At 62.6% G+C, this 19,327-nt stretch carries 19 protein-coding genes, 1 tRNA gene and 1 pseudogene; 1 reads left to right on the top strand and 20 read right to left on the bottom strand.

Translation table 11 applies throughout. The annotated features are described in order from the left end of the window. Positions 1-3 precede the first annotated feature (3 nt). From nuoG to rpsO, 13 genes and pseudogenes are all read right to left on the bottom strand, one after another. A complete protein-coding gene (gene nuoG / locus ACQY39_RS15205) occupies positions 4-2,340 on the bottom strand; it encodes an NADH-quinone oxidoreductase subunit NuoG (RefSeq protein WP_428507592.1) in 2,337 nt (778 codons plus the stop codon). Positions 2,341-2,358: 18 nt separating this feature from the next. After that, positions 2,359-3,711 (bottom strand): NADH-quinone oxidoreductase subunit NuoF, encoded by a 1,353-nt coding sequence (gene nuoF, locus ACQY39_RS15200; protein WP_428507590.1) that lies wholly within the window; start codon positions 3,709-3,711, stop codon positions 2,359-2,361. Positions 3,712-3,726: 15 nt separating this feature from the next. After that, a complete protein-coding gene (gene nuoE, locus ACQY39_RS15195) occupies positions 3,727-4,260 on the bottom strand; it encodes an NADH-quinone oxidoreductase subunit NuoE (RefSeq protein ID WP_428507588.1) in 534 nt (177 codons plus the stop codon). Between the two features lie 15 nt (positions 4,261-4,275). After that, positions 4,276-5,529: an NADH-quinone oxidoreductase subunit D gene (locus ACQY39_RS15190; protein ID WP_263563474.1), complete on the bottom strand. Its 1,254-nt coding sequence runs from the start codon at positions 5,527-5,529 to the stop codon at positions 4,276-4,278. A gap of 3 nt (positions 5,530-5,532) precedes the next feature. Beyond that, positions 5,533-6,125: pseudogene (locus ACQY39_RS15185) on the bottom strand (NADH-quinone oxidoreductase subunit C). Positions 6,126-6,139: 14 nt separating this feature from the next. Continuing rightward, positions 6,140-6,616, bottom strand: coding sequence for a NuoB/complex I 20 kDa subunit family protein (locus ACQY39_RS15180; RefSeq protein WP_047484384.1), 477 nt, complete (start codon positions 6,614-6,616; stop codon positions 6,140-6,142). A 147-nt stretch (positions 6,617-6,763) separates the two neighbouring features. After that, positions 6,764-7,123, bottom strand: coding sequence for an NADH-quinone oxidoreductase subunit A (locus ACQY39_RS15175; protein WP_263517316.1), 360 nt, complete (start codon positions 7,121-7,123; stop codon positions 6,764-6,766). Between the two features lie 228 nt (positions 7,124-7,351). Then, positions 7,352-7,436, bottom strand: a tRNA-Leu gene (locus tag ACQY39_RS15170). A 184-nt stretch (positions 7,437-7,620) separates the two neighbouring features. Beyond that, positions 7,621-7,989 (bottom strand): preprotein translocase subunit SecG, encoded by a 369-nt coding sequence (secG, locus tag ACQY39_RS15165; protein WP_428507584.1) that lies wholly within the window; start codon positions 7,987-7,989, stop codon positions 7,621-7,623. Between the two features lie 71 nt (positions 7,990-8,060). Continuing rightward, entirely contained in the window at positions 8,061-8,801 is a 741-nt protein-coding gene (tpiA, locus tag ACQY39_RS15160; RefSeq protein WP_428507582.1) for a triose-phosphate isomerase, read from the bottom strand. Between the two features lie 41 nt (positions 8,802-8,842). Next, complete coding sequence (locus tag ACQY39_RS15155; RefSeq protein ID WP_428507580.1) at positions 8,843-9,829, bottom strand: NAD(P)H-quinone oxidoreductase; 987 nt, start codon at positions 9,827-9,829, stop codon at positions 8,843-8,845. 9 nt (positions 9,830-9,838) lie between these two features. Continuing rightward, positions 9,839-11,968 (bottom strand): polyribonucleotide nucleotidyltransferase, encoded by a 2,130-nt coding sequence (gene pnp, locus ACQY39_RS15150; RefSeq protein WP_428507578.1) that lies wholly within the window; start codon positions 11,966-11,968, stop codon positions 9,839-9,841. Between the two features lie 256 nt (positions 11,969-12,224). Further along, positions 12,225-12,494 (bottom strand): 30S ribosomal protein S15, encoded by a 270-nt coding sequence (gene rpsO / locus ACQY39_RS15145; RefSeq protein WP_102770315.1) that lies wholly within the window; start codon positions 12,492-12,494, stop codon positions 12,225-12,227. Positions 12,495-12,870: 376 nt separating this feature from the next. Between rpsO and ACQY39_RS15140 the strand changes: the two genes are divergently transcribed. After that, the gene (locus tag ACQY39_RS15140; RefSeq protein WP_428507576.1) at positions 12,871-13,308 is read left to right on the top strand and encodes an Hsp20/alpha crystallin family protein; all 438 of its coding nucleotides are present in this window, start codon (positions 12,871-12,873) and stop codon (positions 13,306-13,308) included. 12 nt (positions 13,309-13,320) lie between these two features. Here the strand turns inward: ACQY39_RS15140 and tsaD are convergent, their stop codons facing one another. The 7 genes from tsaD to ACQY39_RS15105 form a co-directional block, all read right to left on the bottom strand. Continuing rightward, complete coding sequence (tsaD, locus tag ACQY39_RS15135) at positions 13,321-14,352, bottom strand: tRNA (adenosine(37)-N6)-threonylcarbamoyltransferase complex transferase subunit TsaD (protein ID WP_428507574.1); 1,032 nt, start codon at positions 14,350-14,352, stop codon at positions 13,321-13,323. 8 nt (positions 14,353-14,360) lie between these two features. Then, on the bottom strand, positions 14,361-14,699 hold the full coding sequence (fdx, locus tag ACQY39_RS15130; protein ID WP_102770312.1) for an ISC system 2Fe-2S type ferredoxin: 339 nt from the start codon (positions 14,697-14,699) through the stop codon (positions 14,361-14,363). A gap of 27 nt (positions 14,700-14,726) precedes the next feature. Continuing rightward, positions 14,727-16,583: a Fe-S protein assembly chaperone HscA gene (gene hscA / locus ACQY39_RS15125; protein WP_428507571.1), complete on the bottom strand. Its 1,857-nt coding sequence runs from the start codon at positions 16,581-16,583 to the stop codon at positions 14,727-14,729. 3 nt (positions 16,584-16,586) lie between these two features. Next, on the bottom strand, positions 16,587-17,117 hold the full coding sequence (gene hscB, locus ACQY39_RS15120) for a Fe-S protein assembly co-chaperone HscB (RefSeq protein WP_428507569.1): 531 nt from the start codon (positions 17,115-17,117) through the stop codon (positions 16,587-16,589). Between the two features lie 134 nt (positions 17,118-17,251). After that, a complete protein-coding gene (gene iscA, locus ACQY39_RS15115) occupies positions 17,252-17,575 on the bottom strand; it encodes an iron-sulfur cluster assembly protein IscA (RefSeq protein ID WP_102770309.1) in 324 nt (107 codons plus the stop codon). Between the two features lie 10 nt (positions 17,576-17,585). Next, positions 17,586-17,972: a Fe-S cluster assembly scaffold IscU gene (iscU, locus tag ACQY39_RS15110; RefSeq protein ID WP_428507567.1), complete on the bottom strand. Its 387-nt coding sequence runs from the start codon at positions 17,970-17,972 to the stop codon at positions 17,586-17,588. Between the two features lie 91 nt (positions 17,973-18,063). Next, a complete protein-coding gene (locus ACQY39_RS15105; protein ID WP_428507565.1) occupies positions 18,064-19,284 on the bottom strand; it encodes an IscS subfamily cysteine desulfurase in 1,221 nt (406 codons plus the stop codon). Between the last annotated feature and the right edge of the window lie 43 nt (positions 19,285-19,327).

Here is a 19,327-nt window from a genome sequence, read left to right as displayed (position 1 = left end):
GCCTCACACCTTGGACACGTTCAGCGAACCGAAGGCCGCGCCCAGGGCCGCAGTTTCCGGGAGCCCGAAGGGCACACGCACCAGATTCGCAGGAAGCTTGGCGTCGAGCTGGGCCGGCAGTTGCACGGTCCCGGCCCCGTCCTGGCTGATGCGCACCGAAGCGCCCTCACCCAAGCCCAGCTGATCCCACAACGCCTGCGGCAAACGGGCCACGGCCGCCTGACGCGCGTCGGTGGTCAGCTGCAGCGAAGTCGAATTGCGAACCAGGGCGTCGGTGGCATAAATCGGCACTTCGGCCAAGCGCTCCAGGCCACCGGCGGTGGCTTGCAGCTGCACCGTCGCATTGCCGGCATTGCTCAGGCGGCTGCTCAGGTCAGCGTCCACACCCAGCGCTTCGTTGCGCACCTGCTCGGAACTCTCCTGACCGAAGCCATCGAGTGCCAGCAGATTGCCCAAGACGCGCAGGATCTTCCAGCCCGGGCGGGTTTCGCCCAAAGCCTTGGCCACGCCGACGAAGCTCTGCAGGCGGCCTTCCGCATTGACGAAGGAGCCCGAGGTCTCGGTGAAGGGCGAGGTCGGCAAGATCACGTCCGCGTATTCGATGCCGGTCTTGAAGGGGCTCAGCACCACCACCATGTCGGCAGCTGCCAGGCTCTTCGCCGCGGCAGCGGAATTGGCGCTGTCTAGCACCGGATCATTGTTCAGCAGCAGGACCGCCTTCAAGGGCGCAGCAGGCTGTGCACCCAGCATCTGAGCGGCGTTCAGGCCATTGCCTTGCGGCACAGCGCCGACCAATTGAGCACCCACGGTGTTGGCAGCTTCGGTCAGGTAGCCGACTTGAGCACCCACTTGAGCACCGATCCAGTTAGCCAGGCTCAGCAGGGCCGCGGCTTGCGGATGCTGCGCAGCGGCATTGCCCAGCAGAACAGCCTTGCGCTCGCCGCTCAGCAAGGACTCGGCGATGGCTGTCGCTGCGGCATCGGCTTCTGCGTTGACCGGGGCGCTGACGCCCTTGGCTTGCGCGACGGCTTGAGCAACCGCGGCCAGCGACTGCAACCAAGCGCTCGGCGCCACCGTGATGCGGCCAGCGACCGGCAGCAGCCAGTCATCTTCGCTGCCGTGGATCACATGGATCTGGGCGCCATGACGGGCGGCCTGACGCAGGCGCTGCGCAAACAACGGGTGATCCTTGCGCAGGAAGCTGCCCACGACCAGGGCACGGTCCAGCTCGCTCAAGGCGGCAATCGAGCCACCGAGCCAATGCGCCTTACCGGCCTCGGCGGTGTTACTGAAATCAGCGTGGCGCAGGCGGTGGTCGATGTTCTCGCTGCCCAGACCGCGGACCAGCTTGGCCAGCAAGTGCAGTTCTTCCACCGTGCTGTGGACCGAACCCAGGGCACCGATGGCCGCCGGGCCATGTTCGGCCTTGACCAGCTTGAGGCCGTTGGCCACGTACTCGAGTGCCGTGGTCCAGTCGACGGTCTTCCAGGCACCGCCCTGCTTGATCATGGGCTGGCTGATGCGCTGGTCGCTGTTCAGGGCCTCGTAGGAGAAGCGGTCACGGTCGGCAATCCAGCATTCGTTGACGGCTTCGTTCTCCAAGGGAACGACGCGCATCACCTGATTGTTCTTGACCTGGATGATCAGGTTGGCACCGGTCGAATCATGCGGGCTGACACTCTTGCGACGCGACAGCTCCCAGGTGCGAGCGCTGTAGCGGAAGGGCTTGCTTGTCAGGGCGCCAACCGGGCAGATGTCGATCATATTGCCCGACAGTTCCGAGTCCACCGAGCGGCCGACAAAGGTTTGGATCTCGGCATGCTCACCGCGGTGCGCCATGCCCAGCTCCATCACGCCGGCGATTTCCTGGCCGAAACGCACGCAGCGGGTGCAATGGATGCAACGGCTCATTTCCTGCATGGAAATCAGCGGGCCCACGTTTTTCTGGAAGACGACGCGCTTTTCTTCCGTGTAGCGCGACTTGCCGGAACCGTAGCCGACGGCCAGGTCTTGCAACTGGCACTCGCCGCCTTGATCGCAGATCGGGCAATCGAGCGGGTGGTTGATCAGCAGGAACTCCATCACGCCCTGTTGGGCCTTCAGGGCCTTGTCGCTCTTGGTGCGGACGATCATGCCCTGGGTCACCGGCGTAGCGCAGGCGGGCATGGGCTTCGGCGCCTTCTCCACATCCACCAGGCACATGCGGCAATTGGCGGCGATGGAGAGCTTCTTGTGATAGCAGAAATGCGGGATGTAGGTGCCGGCCTTTTCAGCAGCATGCATGACCATGCTGCCTTCCAAGACCTCTACCTTCTGGCCGTCGAGTTCGATTTCAATCATGTCGTGTCCTGTCCTGCCTCAGACCGAGGCCGGCACCAGAGCCGTTTTGTGTTCGATCAGATGAACGAACTCGTTTTTGAAATTCTTGATCATGGCGCGCACTGGCATGGCTGCTGCATCGCCGAGCGCGCAGATGGTGCGGCCCTGGATGTTGTCGGCCACCGAGTTCAGCAGATCGATGTCCTCGGGCTTGCCCTGGCCGTTGGCAATGCGCTCGACCACACGGTGCATCCAGCCCGTGCCTTCGCGGCAAGGCGTGCACTGGCCGCAAGACTCGTGGGCATAGAAGTAGGACAGGCGCAGCAGGCTCTTGACCATGCAACGGCTGTCGTCCATGACGATGACGGCGCCCGAGCCCAGCATGGAGCCTGCCTTGGCGATGGAGTCATAGTCCATGGTGCAGTTCATCATGACCTCGGCGGTCAGCACCGGCGAGGACGAACCGCCAGGAATCACGGCCTTGAGCGTGCGACCCTTGCGCACACCACCGGCCAGTTCGAGCAATTTGGAGAAAGGCGTTCCCAGCGGGATCTCGTAGTTGCCCGGGCGCTCGACATCACCGGAGACCGAGAAGATCTTGGTGCCGCCGTTGTTGGGCTTGCCGATTTCCAGATAGGGCTGGCCGCCGTTGCGGATGATCCAGGGGACGGCCGCAAAGGTTTCGGTGTTGTTGATGGTGGTCGGGCGGCCGTACAGGCCGAAGCTGGCCGGGAACGGCGGCTTGAAGCGCGGCTGGCCCTTCTTGCCTTCCAGCGACTCGAGCAGCGCAGTTTCTTCGCCGCAGATATAGGCGCCGAAACCGTGGAACGCATGCAGCTGGAAGCTGAAGTCAGAGCCCAGGATGTTGTCACCCAGGAAGCCGGCCGCGCGGGCTTCTTCCAGGGCCGCCTCAAAGCGCTCGTAGACCTCGAAGATCTCGCCGTGGATGTAGTTGTAGCCGGTCTTGATGCCCATGGCGAAGGCGGCGATGGCCATGCCTTCGATCACGATGTGCGGGTTGAACATCAGGATGTCACGGTCCTTGCAGGTACCCGGCTCACCCTCGTCCGAATTGCAGACCAGGTACTTGGCGCCCGGGAACTGGCGCGGCATGAAGCTCCACTTCAGGCCAGTAGGGAAACCAGCGCCGCCACGGCCGCGCAGGCCCGAAGCCTTGACCTCGGCAATGACTTGATCCTGGGTCAGCGGCGTGCCTTCAGGAGCGCCCTCGCCTTTCAGGATCTTGCGCAGCGCGGCATAACCACCACGTGCGACGTAGTCCCTCAGGCTCCAGTTCTTGCCGTCCAGACCGTCATAGATCTGAGCGCCGATGTGGCGATCGTGGAAACAGGTCTCGACGCCCTGACTCTGAAACTTGGATAGATCCAGCATGCTTCTTCCCGTTCCTCAGTTCTTGGCCGCAGCGGCTTCGGCCGCGGCGTGGGCCTTGAGCACGTCGACCAGCTCATCAAGGCGCTGGTGGCTCATGAAGCTGCACATCTGACGGTCGTTGACCAACATGACCGGCGAATCGGCGCATGCGCCCAGGCACTCGCTCTTCTGCACGGTGAACAGGCCATCGGCCGTCGTACCGCCCTCTTCCACACCGAGCTTCTCGCACAGGTGGTTGAGCGCCTTCTGGCCGTCGCGCAGCTGGCAAGGCAGATTGGTGCAGACGTTCAACTTGAACTGACCCAGCTTGCGCTGGTTGTACATGTTGTAGAAGGTCGTCACTTCGTAGACGGCGATCGCCGGCATGCCCAAATAGGCGGCAATCGCGTCTTCGCTGGCGCGCGAGACGTAGCCGATCTCGTCTTGCACGATGGACAGACAGGCCATCACGGCCGACTGCTTCTGGTCCGCCGGGTACTTGGCCACTTCACGCGCAAAGCGGGCCGCAGTGGCCTCGCTCAGCACATAGGATTCGTTGTTCGTTGTCATCGCTATGCTCATCACTCAACGATCGATTTCACCGAACACGATGTCCATCGTGCCGATGATGGCCACGGCGTCGGCCAGCATGTGGCCGCGGGCCATCTCGTCCAGCGCAGCCAAGTGGGCGAAGCCCGGGGCGCGGATCTTCAAACGGTATGGCTTGTTGGCACCATCGCTGACGATGTAGATGCCGAACTCGCCCTTGGGGTGCTCGACGGCCGCGTAGGCCTCGCCTTCAGGCACATGGAAGCCTTCGGTGAACAGTTTGAAATGGTGGATCAACTCCTCCATATTCGACTTCATGTCCACGCGAGAAGGCGGCGCCACCTTGTGGTTGTCGGTGATGACCGGGCCCGGATTGGCGCGCAACCATTTCACGCATTGCTGAATGATGCGATTGGACTGCCGCATTTCCTCGACGCGAACGACGTAACGGTCGTAGGTATCGCCGTTGGTGCCGACCGGGATGTCGAAGTCCAGCTTGGCGTAGGCGTCGTAAGGCTGGGTCTTGCGCAGATCCCAGGGGATGCCGCAACCACGCAGCATCGGGCCGGTGAAGCCCATATTCAGCGCGCGCTCAGGCGTGACCACGCCGATGCCAACCGTCCGCTGCTTCCAGATCCGGTTGTCGGTCAACAGAGTTTCGTAGTCGTCGACGTTCTTGGGGAAGCGATTGCAGAAGTCCTCGATGAAGTCCAGCAGCGAGCCGCTGCGGTTCTCATTCATCTTGGCCAGGGTCTTGGCGTTCTTGATCTTGGAGACGCGGTACTGCGGCATGGTGTCCGGCAGATCACGGTAAACACCGCCCGGGCGGAAGTAGGCCGCATGCATGCGTGCGCCCGACACCGCTTCGTACATGTCAAACAGGTCTTCACGCTCACGGAAGGCGTAAATCAGCACGTTCATCGCGCCGCAATCCAGACCGTGCGCGCCCAGCCACATCAGGTGGTTCAGCAGACGGGTGATTTCGGCAAACATCACCCGGATGTACTGCGCGCGCTCCGGCACTTCAATGCCGAGCATCTTCTCGATCGCCAGACAGTAGGCCTGCTCATTGGCCATCATGGACACATAGTCCAGACGATCCATGTACGGCAGCGACTGGATGTAGGTCTTGCTCTCGGCCAGCTTTTCGGTGGCACGGTGCAGCAAGCCAATATGAGGATCGGCGCGCTGGATGACTTCGCCATCCAACTCCAGCACCAGACGCAACACGCCGTGGGCGGCGGGATGCTGGGGACCGAAATTCAGGGTGTAGTTCTTGATTTCAGCCATGAATCAAAGTCCACCGTAATTGTCTTCGCGGATGATGCGCGGCGTGATTTCACGCGGCTCGATGGTCACCGGCTGGTAGACCACGCGCTTTTGCTCGGCGTCGTAGCGCATTTCCACATGACCCGAGGTCGGGAAGTCCTTGCGCATCGGATGTCCGATGAAGCCATAGTCAGTCAGGATGCGGCGCAGGTCTTCATGGCCATCAAAAATGATGCCGTAAAGATCGAAGGCTTCGCGCTCGAACCAGTTGGCCGAATTCCAAATCGGCGTGACGGCGGCAACACAAGGGAGATTGTCATCAGGGCAGAACACCTTGAGACGCAAACGCCAATTCTTGTTGATCGACAGCAGGTGCGAAGCCACGGCATAACGCGACCCCTCATATGCGCCATCCTTGTAGCTGCTGTAATCCAGGCCACAAAGATCGATCAGCTGCTCGAAACGCAGCTCGGAATGGTCGCGAAGGTTTTGGCTACAGCGAGGTAGTCGGCGGCACGCACCTGCAAGGTGACCTCACCAAACTCCGTCTTCAGGCTCTGAATTCGCTCGCCCAGCGCTGCTTGCAGCGCGGCCTTCAGGGTGTCAAGTTTGCTCATCGGTGCTTGATCCTTCAGCGCGCGATCGTGTTTTCACGGCGAATCTTGGCCTGCAACTGCAGGATGCCGTACAGCAAGGCCTCGGCCGTCGGCGGACAGCCCGGCACATACACATCGACCGGCACGATGCGATCGCAGCCGCGTACGACGGAATAACTGTAGTGGTAGTAACCGCCGCCATTGGCGCAGGAGCCCATGGAGAGCACCCAGCGCGGTTCGGCCATCTGGTCGTACACCTTGCGCAGGGCCGGAGCCATCTTGTTGCACAGCGTGCCGGCCACGATCATCAGATCGCTCTGGCGTGGGCTGGGGCGGAACAACATGCCGAAGCGGTCGATGTCATAACGGGCCGCGCCCGCGTGCATCATTTCAACCGCGCAACAGGCCAGACCGAATGTCATCGGCCAGAGGGAACCGGTCTTGGACCAGTTGATCAGCGTGTCGACCGAAGTGGTGACAAAGCCTTCTTTCAATACGCCTTCAATACCCATTGCAAGCTTTCATTCGTTCAGGCCCTTGCGGGCCGAGCGCCAAGCCCTGACCCAGCATTTCTGCCAAGCGGGCCCGCCATGCCAATCAAGGATTGGCGTCCCCTCGGGGGACCGACCAGCGCACAGCGCCGGGCGAGGGGCTAACAATCACTCCCAGTCCAGGGCGCCCTTTTTCCATTCGTAGACAAAACCCACGACCAGAATGCCCAGGAAAATCATCATCGACCAGAATCCGGCCGCACCAATCTCGCGGAGCGATACCGCCCAGGGAAACAGGAAGGCAATTTCCAGATCGAACAAGATAAACAGAATGGCCACGAGGTAATAGCGCACATCGAATTTCATGCGCGCGTCTTCAAAGGCCTCGAAGCCACATTCGTAGGGGGAGTTTTTGGCCTGATCCGGCCGATTCGGCCCGAGCAGGAAGCCGAGCACTTGGGGCGCCACACCGACGCCTGCGCCGACCAGGATGAAGAGGATGACGGGGAGGTACTGATCCAAGTTCATAGGTGACGCTCTTTGAAAAACCGCCGTACGCCTCCAGGCCCCGGCCGAGTTTTATGCAGTGATTTGACAAAAGCAACGGGCGCGCCGCCAGCGAATGTATCGCTCACGGACTGCGCCCGCCATGTCCCCCGCAAAAATGCGACAAACTTTGTTTGCCCACACCCTTGCAACAGAGGCGCTACGACCAATATTCCGCAGGCTCCAACCTTTGGATATTAACCGAACATTTGGTGCCGTCGGCGAGACTCGAACTCGCACAGCTTTCGCCACTACCCCCTCAAGATAGCGTGTCTACCAATTTCACCACGACGGCTGATACTCACTTACTCATTCTGCCTGGCACTGATCTTGTCAGTGAGAGGGATTGCTTCCCAGGCAGCCTTGAATTCTATACCGAAAATTTTGAGCTTTTTGACAAGCTCGCAAGGATTTTCTGAATTTCTGGCGCTTGCCCGCCCAAGGTCAACGCTGAGTCGACCCAGGACGGTCCAAGGGCTTCAGTTCGAGGCCGCAGGTGCCGCCGGCGCGATCACAGGTGCAGCACCGGGAATGGCCGCAGCGCCCGAAGCCGCAACAGCAGCCGGAGCAGCACGATCCAGAACGGTTTCCGCACCAGCCGCACCCGCACGGTGGTTGGAAAGGTAAGCCAAGGCCAAGGTGCAGGCAAAGAACAAGGTGGCGCAAACGGCCGTGCTACGCGACAGGAAATTGGCGCTACCTGTGGCGCCAAACAGACTGCCCGAGGCGCCGCTGCCAAAGGAAGCACCCATATCGGCGCCCTTGCCCTGCTGCACCAAGACCAAACCAATCATGGCCAGCGCGCTCAGCAGTTGGACCACCAAAACCAAATTCATCATGACCTGCATTTCTAACTCTCCAATCAATCGTTCTTTTTCAAGGCTTCCGCTATCCACAGCGGAGTCCACTCACATTCGATTCAATTCGCAGCGCGGCAGATGACCGCGAAATCCGCCGCCTTCAAGGCAGCCCCGCCGATCAAGCCGCCGTCAATGTCCGCCTGAGCAAACAACTGGGCCGCATTGTCCGGCTTGACACTGCCACCATAGAGAATGCGCATGGCATCGGACTTCTGCGTGGCCGCATGAAGCTGCATGCGTAGCACCGCGTGAACAGCCTGCGCCTGCTCGGGGCTGGCCGTGAGACCAGTACCGATGGCCCAGACCGGCTCATAAGCCAGCACGATCTCGCCAATGCAATGCGTCAAGGTATGGATCACCGCCGCCAACTGACGCTTGACCACGGTTTCGGTTTGCCCCGCCTCGCGCTCCGCCAGAGTCTCGCCGACACAAACAATCGGTGTCACACCATGCGCAAGTGCTGCCTTGGCTTTGTCCGCCACCAGCTGATCGCTCTCATGGTGATAGGCACGCCGCTCCGAGTGACCGACGATGACATAACGGCAACCCAGATCGGCCAACATGGCCGAGGAAACCTCACCGGTGTACGCACCCTGCTCAAAAGCCGAGCAATCCTGCGCACCCAGAACCACAGCCTGGCCAGTCAAAGCCAGCGCCGTTTCCGCCAGATAGGGGAAAGGCACACAGACAGCCACCTCGGCGGACCAAGGGCCCTGCTCTTTCAGGCCCGACAACAGGGCCGCATTGGCAGCGCGGCTGCCATGCATCTTCCAATTGCCAACGACCAGTTTCTTGCGCATCTTGTTCTCCAAACTCTCCACCCGAAGGGCTGCAGGGCCAATCACCAGCTCAAGACAATCTTGCCGATGTGCTCGCCCGACTCCATCAGCGCATGAGCCTGCGCGGCCTCACTGGCCGGCAGCTCACGATAAATCACCGGTGCGATCACACGCGAGGCCAGCAAAGGCCAGACTCGCTCGCGCAGCGCCCGCGCCACGCCCGCCTTGAAGGCCAGCGAACGCGGCCGCAAGGTCGAGCCACTGACCGTCAGCCGCCGCCGCAAGACCGCACCCGCATCAAAACGCGCGTCGACACCACCTTGCACCGCGATGATGACCATGCGCCCATCGTCAGCCAAACATTGAACACCGCGCTCCACATAGGAGCCAGCGACCATGTCCAAGATCACATCGACGCCACGCCCGTCCGTGCTTCGCTTCACTTCCGCGACGAAGTCCTGCTCGCGGTAGTTGATGGCAACATCAGCCCCCAACTTCAAGCAAGCTTCCGCCTTAGCGGCCGAACCCACCGTCACCAGCACGCGCGAACCCAAGGCCTTGGCCATCTGGATCGCCGTCACGCCGATGCCACTGCTGCCGCCATGGATCAGCAGGCTTTCACCGGGCTGAAGCGCGGCACGGCCGAACACATTCGACCAGACCGTGAAGCAAGTCTCCGGCAAGCTGGCCGCCTCGGCCATGGTCCAGCCAGTCGGCACCGGCAAGCATTGACCAATGGGCGCCACACAAAGCTCGGCATAGCCACCACCGGCCACCAGGGCGCAAACTGCATCGCCCACGCCCAGCCCCGCCGCCGCCAAAGCGTCAGCATCACCAGCAACGATGCGCCCCGCCACTTCCAACCCGGGCAAATCGCTGGCACCCGCCGGAGCCGGATAAGCGCCCTTGCGCTGCAAGACATCGGGGCGGTTGATGCCATAGGCCTCCACCGCAATCAAGCACTCCCCAATCCCGGCAACGGGATCGGGTCGCTCGACCATCTGCAACACCTCAGGTCCGCCGGGGCGGGTGATGGCGATCGCCTTCATGGGCTGGATTTACTCAGCGTCAGCCGGCGCCTGCACCGGAGCTGCGTCGCGGTCGATCAGCGCCTTCATGGACAGCTTGATACGACCCTTCTCGTCGGTTTCCATGACCTTGACCTTGACGATCTGGCCCTCCTTGAGGAAGTCGGTCACCTTCTCGACGCGCTGATGGGCGATCTGGCTGATGTGCAGCAGGCCGTCCTTGCCAGGCAGCAGATTCACCAGTGCACCGAAGTCCAGGATCTTGGTGATCGGGCCTTCGTAGACCTTGCCGATTTCGACTTCGGCGGTAATCTCGGCGATGCGCTTCTTGGCGTATTCGGCCTTTTCAGCGTCGGTCGAGGCGATGGTGATGGTGCCGTCTTCGCCGATGTCGATGGTGGTGCCGGTTTCTTCGGTCAGCGCGCGGATGGTGGCGCCGCCCTTGCCGATCACGTCACGGATCTTCTCCGGGTTGATCTTCATGGTGTACAGACGCGGCGCGAACTGGGACACCTCGGTGTTGGCCGTACCCATGGCTTCAACCATCTTGCCCAGGATGTGCAGGCGAGCCTCTTTGGCTTGAGCCAGAGCGACCTGCATGATTTCCTTGGTGATGCCCTGGATCTTGATGTCCATCTGCAGGGCAGTGATGCCACCGGTGGTACCGGCCACCTTGAAGTCCATATCACCCAGATGATCTTCGTCACCCAGGATGTCGGTCAGCACGGCGAAACGGTTGCCGTCCTTGATCAGGCCCATGGCGATGCCGGCCACGTGGGCCTTCATCGGCACACCAGCGTCCATCAGTGCCAGGCAGCCGCCGCAGACCGAAGCCATCGACGAGGAACCATTGGACTCGGTGATTTCCGACACCACACGCATGGTGTAAGGGAAGTCTTCCTTGCTCGGCAAAGCGGCGATCAGAGCGCGCTTGGCCAGACGACCGTGGCCGATTTCGCGGCGCTTCGGGCTGCCCACGCGGCCAGTTTCGCCAGTGGCGAACGGAGGCATGTTGTAGTGCAGCATGAAGCGGTCTTCGAACTCGCCGGCCAGGGCGTCGATGCGCTGAGCGTCACGGTCAGTACCGAGCGTAGCGACGACCAGAGCCTGCGTTTCACCGCGGGTGAACAGGGCCGAACCGTGGGTACGCGGCAGGATGCTGTTGCTGATCTCGATCGGGCGCACGGTGCGGGTGTCGCGACCATCGATACGCGGCTCACCGGCCAGGATCTGACCGCGCACGATGCGGGCTTCGATCTCGAACAGCAGGCTTTCGACTTCGACCTTGTCGAACTCGACGCCATCGGCCTTCAGGCCAGCCATCACGTTGGCGGTGACGGTGCGGCAGGCTTGCGTACGGGCTTGCTTGTTGCGGATCTGGTAAGCAGCAGCCAGGGCCTCGTCGGCCAGAGCGCCGACCTTGGCGATCAGGGGCTCGTTCTTGGCCGGGGCAACCCAGTTCCAGCTCGGCTTGCCAGCGTCGCGCACCAACTCGTCGATGGCGGCGATGGCGATATTGCCCTGCTCATGACCGAACACCACGGCGCCCAGCATGATCTCTTCGCTCAGGCCATCGGCCTCGGACTCAACCATCAGCACAGCAGCTTGCGTACCGGCAACGACCAGGTCCATCTTGCTGTTGATCAGCTCGGTCTTGCCGGGGTTGAGGATGTACTCACCGTTGACATAACCCACGCGCGCAGCGCCGATGGGGCCGTTGAACGGGATGCCGGACACAGCCAGCGCAGCGCTGGAAGCGATCAGGGCAGCGATGTCGGCCTGGACTTCAGGATTCAGCGACAACACATGCACGACGACCTGGACTTCGTTGTAGAAGCCTTCAGGGAACAGCGGGCGGATCGGGCGGTCGATCAAGCGGCTGGTCAGTGTTTCCAGCTCGCTCGGGCGGCCTTCACGCTTGAAAAAGCTGCCCGGGATCTTGCCGGCGGCATAGGTCTTTTCCAGGTAGTCGACGGTCAGCGGGAAGAAGTCCTGGCCGGCCTTGGCTTCGGTCTTGGCCACCACAGTGGCCAGCACCACGGTGCCTTCGATGTTCACGACGACAGCGCCGCTGGACTGGCGAGCGATTTCGCCGGTTTCCATCACGACGGAGTGGTTGCCCCACTGGAAGGTCTTGGTGACTTTATTGAACAAGCTCATTGTGTCTCTCCTCTTTGCCCGCCGGCACCCAGGCCTGCAGGCTGTGTCGAAGCGGCTTGCGGTGCCGCCTCAAGACCGAGAGTGAGACTGGGTTTGGCGGGATGCCATTCCAGGGAATCTGATCGAGCGACACCGCCCACAGAGGCCTTGGAATGACACAGCAGCGCCACTTCAGCTCAACTCCATGCGAAGCCAAAAGACAAAGAGCCTGTACTGGACGAACAACCCAGACAGGCTCCTTGATCTCAGCGGCAAATTACTTGCGCAGGCCCAGCTTCTGGATCAGCGCGGTGTAACGCGTTGCGTCCTTGGCCTTCAGATAGGCCAGCAGGCTCTTGCGAGTGTTGACCATCTTCAGCAGGCCGCGACGACCGTGGTGGTCCTTCATATTGGCCTTGAAGTGAGGGGTCAGCGCGTTGATACGGGCTGTCAGCAGAGCGACCTGGACTTCCGGCGAGCCGGTGTCGTTGGCGCTGCGGGCGTTCGATTGAACGATTTCTGCTTTGTTGATATCTGCGACGGACATGTTGCGTTCCTGATTGTCGGAAGCCGCCGGCCCGCAAAAATTGCTTTGCAGATACACAGACGGTTTCCATGGTTTTAACTTGCGGTCACGGGTGAAACCGACCCGAGCCGTGCCTTTGTTCTCCACCACCCGACCACAGTCGAAGGCGAAAAACCTGCTGAGTATAGCGCAAACATGGCGGCTGGCGATCCGCCCACCACCGCCCCACATGGGCGGCGGCCGCAAATGGAGGCGTTTGCGCTTCTGCCAAGTGGCGGACAAGCACATTTTTGACGGCTCTTGAAGGCGCGGCAAGCAGGCCAATTTCACACAGCACGGGGCCAGCAGTCGCTAGCTTCCCAAGGCCACCATCGGCTTACATCAACAGGAGATTGCCATGTTCGTGCTTCCCATGACCCGCCACAGCCACGAGTTCTCGCGCCAGCTGGAGCGCCAGATTGAACGCCGCCTGGAAAGCCTGCTCCAAGCCGACAGCAAAGCCATTTCGCTGCGCAGCCCGGCGCTTGATGTCAGCGAAACCGACCGGGAGTACCGCCTGCAACTGGACCTGCCCGGTGTCAGCAAGGAAGCGGTCAAGATCACCATCGACGGTCGACGCATCACGATCGATGCCGAACAGGCCGCAGCCCCAGACACAAGCGAAGGCAGCCGCGTGCTGCACCGCGAGCGAGCCGCCACACGCTTTTCGCGCAATCTGACCTTGCCCCAGGAAGTGACCCAGGGCGACTCTAGCGCCACACTCGAGCACGGCGTGCTGACCCTGACCCTGGTCAAGCGCCAAGCGAGTGGCGCGAGCCAGCTCAAGGTCAGCTGAGCAACGCTCGCCTCAGGCCGCGCCCAGGATCCAGCGCGGTCTGACCTCAAAACCGGCACCCGGCCGCAGCGTGGCCATGCCGCGCTGCAGGCGCATCGCAGCGGCCATGGCGATCATGGCGCCGTTGTCGGTGCACAAACTCAGCTCTGGGTAATGCACCCGGATCTGACGCTTGGCGCAGGCCGCATTGAGCTGCTCACGCAGATGCTGGTTGGCGCCGACGCCACCGGCGACCACCAAGCGCTTGAGCCCGGTCTCTTTCAAGGCCAGCAAGGACTTGCGCAACAGCAGTTCGACGATGGCCGCCTGCGTGCTGGCAGCCAGATCGGCTTTTTGCTGCTCAGTCGGCGCCTCGCCCAGGCGCTTTACCTGAGTCAGCACGGCTGTTTTCAAGCCGGCAAAGCTGAAATCGGGCTTGCCGCTCTTGAGCATGGGCCGGGGCAGATCAAATGCCGTCGGGTCGCCCTGCTCGGCCAACTTGGCCAGGTGCGGGCCGCCCGGATAGGGCAGACCCAGCAGCTTGGCACTCTTGTCAAAGGCTTCGCCTGCGGCGTCGTCGATGGTCTCGCCCAGCATCTGGTACTGGCCGACATCGTCCACCCGCATCAGCTGGGTGTGCCCACCCGACACGAGCAAAGCAACGAAGGGAAACTCCGGCGGATCGACCGACAGAAACGGGGAGAGCAAATGCCCCTCGAGGTGATGAACACCCACCGTGGGCTTGTCCAGCGCCGCCGCCATGGCCACCGCCACACCGGCGCCCACCAACAAGGCGCCTGCTAGGCCCGGGCCCTGGGTGTAGGCGATGACATCAATGTCGCTCAAAGCCACTTGGGCTTGCGACAGCACCTCACGCGTCAGCGGCAATACGCGGCGGATGTGATCACGCGAAGCCAGCTCTGGCACCACGCCGCCGTAGGCCTGGTGCATGCTGATCTGGCTGTGCAGGGCCTGGGCGCGCAGCTGTGGCGCGCCAGCAGCCGGCACCTCGACCAGCGCCACGCCGGTTTCGTCGCAGGACGATTCGAATCCCAGAACCAGCATGGCGTTGCTCAGTGGCCTTCTTTGGCGTGGTTGATCGAGTACTTGGGGATCTCGATGGTGACGTCCTTCTGGCCCAGGATGGCTTGGCAGCTCAGGCGTGAATCAGGCTCCAGACCCCAGGCGCGGTCCAGCATGTCCTCCTCGCCCTCCTCCATCTCGGACAGCGAGGCCATGCCTTCGCGCACGATCACGTGGCAGGTGGTGCAGGCACAAACCATGTCACAGGCGTGCTCGATGGCGATCTGGTTGTCCAGCAGCGCCTCGCAGATCGAGGTGCCAGCCGGCGCGTTGACCGTCTTGCCCTCGGGGCAATACTCGGCGTGGGGAAGAATCTTGATGACAGGCATGGGGCTCTCCTGGCGCGGCGCGCCGGCTCAGATCTGGTCGACGCTGCGGCCGGTCAAGGCCTTGTGAATGCCGCGGTTCATGCGCGCGGCGGCAAAGGCTTCGGTGCCCTTGGCCAGGGCTTCAACGGCAGCGGTGATGGCATCGGCATCCTCGCCATCGGCCGCCTGCGCCATCGCCTGCAGCAGGCTGGCAATGTCGGCCCGCTCGCCTTCGGACAGCAGGTCGCCGTCGGCGGCCTGGGCGGACAGCGTGGCCAGACGCATGCGCTCGGCCTCGACACGCGCCTCGCGCAGCTTGCGTGCCGTCATGTCGGATTCGGCGCTGGCAAAGCCGTCCTTAAGCATGCCGGCGATCTGGTCATCGCTGAGGCCGTAGCTGGGCTTGACCTGGATGGTGGCTTCAACGCCCGAACCCAATTCCTTGGCTGCCACGCTGAGCAGGCCATCGGCATCGACCTGGAAGGTCACGCGGATGCGCGCAGCACCGGCCACCATGGGCGGGATGCCGCGAAGCTCGAAGCGCGCCAGCGAACGGCACTCGCTGACCAGCTCGCGCTCACCCTGCAACACATGCAGGGCCATGGCGGTCTGGCCATCTTTGAAGGTGGTGAAGTCCTGCGCCTGGGCGACAGGGATGGTGGCGTTGCGCTCGATGATGCGCTCGACCAGGCCGCCCATGGTTTCCAGACCCAGCGAGAGCGGGATCACGTCCAGCAAGAGGATGTCGCCATCGGCGGCATTGCCGGCCAGTTGGTTGGCCTGGACGGCGGCGCCCTGGGCGACCACCTCATCGGGGTTCAGATTGGTCAGCACTTCGCGGCCGAACAAGGCACTCACCGCCTCGCGCACGCAAGGCATGCGGGTGGAGCCGCCCACCATGACCGTGCCCTGCACCTCGTCGGCCCGCACTTTGGCGTCGCGCAGCACGCGCTTGACGGCGCTCAGCGTGCGAGCCAGCAGCGGCTGGGCCAGGGTTTCGAACTGGCTGCGAGACACGCGCAGCTCGAGCGCGCCTGCATCCAGCCGAACCTGCAGCACTGCGCTATCAGCACTTGAGAGTTGCTCCTTGGCCGCACGCGCTGCCACCAGAACCGCACGCTTGTCATGGGCAGAGCTCAGCTGCAGGCCACTTTGCGCTAACGCCCAATCGGCCAGGACACGGTCGAAATCATCGCCGCCCAGCGCAGCATCGCCGCCCGTCGCGACCACCTCAAACACGCCACGACTCAGGCGCAGCAAGGAGATGTCAAAGGTGCCGCCGCCGAGGTCGTAGACGGCGTAAAGGCCTTCGCTGGCGTTATCGAGTCCGTAGGCAATGGCCGCGGCCGTGGGCTCGTTGATCAGGCGCAGCACATTCAGGCCGGCCAGTTGGGCCGCGTCCTTGGTGGCCTGGCGCTGCGCGTCGTCGAAATAGGCGGGCACGGTGATCACGGCACCGAACACATCATCGGCAAAGCTGTCCTCGGCACGGAAGCGCAAGGTGGCCAGGATCTCGGCCGAGATCTCCACTGGCGACTTCAGGCCATCGCGGGTGCGCAGGGACAGCATGCCCGGCGTGTCTTCGAAGTCATAGGGCAGTTGGCTGCGCTCGGCCACATCGGCCAGGCCGCGGCCCATGAAACGCTTGACCGAAACAATGGTGTTGACCGGGTCCTCGGCCTGCGCGGCCAGTGCAGCGGCCCCGATCTGACGGCGACCTTCTTCCAGGTAGCGCACAGCCGAGGGCAGGATCACCTGCCCCTGCTCATCGGGCAGGCATTCGGCCACACCGTGGCGCACAGCGGCCACCAGGGAATGGGTGGTGCCCAGGTCAATCCCCACCGCGATGCGACGCTCATGCGGATTGGGCGACTGACCCGGTTCGGAAATTTGCAGCAAAGCCATGTTTTATTGTCCTAGGGCTTCCAGGCGTCGATCGAGATCGGAACGGAATCGGTGAATGAACATCAGCGCCCTCACCTGCTGGGCGGCCGCGGCGGTGGCGGCGGCCATATCGGTGTCGGCATCGAGCAGGCGCTGCACCTCGGCCAGCAGCTCACGCTCGCGCGTGGCCACCTCGGCATCCAACGCCTCCACTTCGGCCAGGCCTTGCGCCTCGTCCAGGGCCTCGCGCCAGGCCATCTGCTCCATCAGGAACGCCGTGGGCATGCGGGTGTTCTCGTGGATCTGCAGCGGCACACCGCGCAGCTCGCACAGATAGGCCGCGCGCTTGAGCGGATCGCGCAAGCGCTGGTGCGCCTCGTTGACCCGCATCGCCCACTGCGCGCTCAGGCGCTGCGCCGCGGCACCTTGGGCCGCAAAACGGTCGGGGTGCACCTGGGCCTGCAAGGCCTTCCAACTGGCATCGATGGCGGCGCGATCCTGGGTCTGCCGCTGCGGCAGGCCGAACAGGCTGAAGTCGTCGTCATCGAGTTTCATGGGCAAACAGGTCTCGGGCTTTTCAAATCTTTGGGCGGGCACAGGGCTGCCGCCACTCGGCTTCAGCCATGAAAAAAGCGCGGACCGACGCCGCGCCCTCCTGGCCTGCACCGCTTACGCGGCGCAGCACTGTATTACACGCGGAAGGACTCGCCGCAGCCGCAGCGGTCTTTCTCGCGCGGGTTGCGGAACTTGAAGCCTTCGTTCAGGCCTTCGCGGACGAAGTCCAGCTCTGTGCCATCCAGATAGGGCAGGCTCTTGGGATCGATCAGGATCTTGATGCCATGGCCTTCGAAGATCACATCCTCGGGGGCCACCTCATCGGCGTACTCCAGCTTGTAGGCCAGGCCGGAGCAGCCGGTGGTCTTGACGCCCAGGCGCACGCCAACACCTCGGCCACGCTTGCTGATGTAGCGCGTCACATGGCGTGCGGCGGCTTCGGTCACGGTCACTGACATGGCGCCGTCCTTACTGCGTGTGCTTGGCGCGGTAGTCGTCCACGGCCGCCTTGATGGCGTCCTCGGCCAGGATGGAGCAGTGGATCTTCACCGGCGGCAGGGCCAGCTCTTCGGCGATCTGGGTGTTCTTGATGGCAAGGGCCTGATCCAGGCTCTTGCCCTTGACCCATTCGGTCACGAGCGAGCTCGATGCAATGGCCGAGCCGCAGCCGTAGGTCTTGAATTTCGCGTCTTCGATCAAACCGGTGGCCGGGTTGACCTTGATCTGCAGCTTCATCACATCGCCGCAGGCCGGCGCACCGACCATGCCGGTGCCGATCGAGTCGTCGCCCTTTTCAAAGGCGCCGACGTTGCGCGGGTTTTCGTAGTGATCAACGACTTTTTCGCTGTATGCCATGATTTTTTCTCCTAGCTATTGGCTGCCCTGCGACAAAGTGGTCGCAGAGCCGGCTCACCACAGATTCAGGTCCGCGGCGGGCTGTGGTCTTTCAGTGGGCAGCCCACTGGATGGTGCTGAGGTCGATACCGTCCTTGTACATATCCCACAGCGGCGAAAGTTCGCGCAGCTTGGCCACGCGGTCCTTCAGAGTAGCGATGGCGTAATCGATCTCTTCCACGGTGGTGAAGCGGCCGATGGTCATGCGCAGAGAAGAATGCGCCAGCTCGTCGCTGCGACCCAGGGCGCGCAAGACATAGCTCGGCTCCAAGCTGGCCGAAGTGCAGGCCGACCCGGAGGACAGCGCCAAGCCCTTGACACCCATGATCAAGGACTCGCCCTCCACATAGTTGAAGGACATGTTCAAGTTGTGCGGCACGCGGCGCTCGAGGTCGCCATTGACGAAGACCTGTTCGATGTCCTTGAGGCCATTCAGCAGACGCTGATGCAACATGCGGATGCGCTCGCCCTCGGACGCCATTTCTTCCTTGGCGATGCGAAATGCCTCACCCATACCGACGATCTGGTGCGTGGCCAAAGTTCCCGAGCGCATACCGCGCTCCTGGCCGCCGCCGTGCATTTGAGCTTCCAGGCGCACACGCGGCTTGCGCCGCACATACAAGGCACCGATGCCCTTGGGGCCGTAGGTCTTGTGCGAAGCCAGACTCATCAGATCCACCGGCAGCTCGGCCAGATTGATGGCGATCTTGCCGGTGGCCTGGGCCGCGTCGACGTGGAAGATGATGCCGCGTTCGCGGCAGATCGCGCCAATGGCCGGAACATCCTGGATCACGCCAATCTCGTTGCTGACGTAGAGCACCGAAGCCAGGATGGTGTCCGGGCGAATAGCCGCCTTGAACGCATCCAGATCCAGCAGGCCATCCGCCTGCACCTCGAGGTAAGTCACCTCAAAACCCTGACGCTCCAACTCACGACAGGTGTCCAGCACCGCCTTGTGCTCGGTCTTGAGTGTGATGATGTGCTTGCCGCGGGTCTTGTAGAACTGGGCTGCGCCCTTGATGGCGAGGTTGATGGACTCGGTGGCACCCGAGGTCCAGACGATCTCGCGCGGGTCGGCGCCGATCAGAGCCGCGACCTGTTCACGCGACTTCTCGACAATCGCTTCCGCCTCCCAGCCCCAGGCATGGCTGCGCGATGCCGGGTTGCCGAAATGCTCGCTGAGCCAAGGCACCATGGCGCTGACCACGCGCGGGTCCACCGGCGTGGTGGCGCCGTAGTCGAGATAGATGGGGAAATGCGGGGTCATGTCCATGTTCGAGATTGGCTTTTTATTCTGTGCTGGCGACTGGGCTGGC

This window comes from Roseateles sp. (assembly GCF_965262435.1).
Classification (GTDB): domain Bacteria; phylum Pseudomonadota; class Gammaproteobacteria; order Burkholderiales; family Burkholderiaceae_C; genus Paucibacter_A.
The sequence above is the reverse complement of the archived record's forward strand: the minus strand, read 5'-3'. Positions and strand labels throughout refer to the sequence as shown.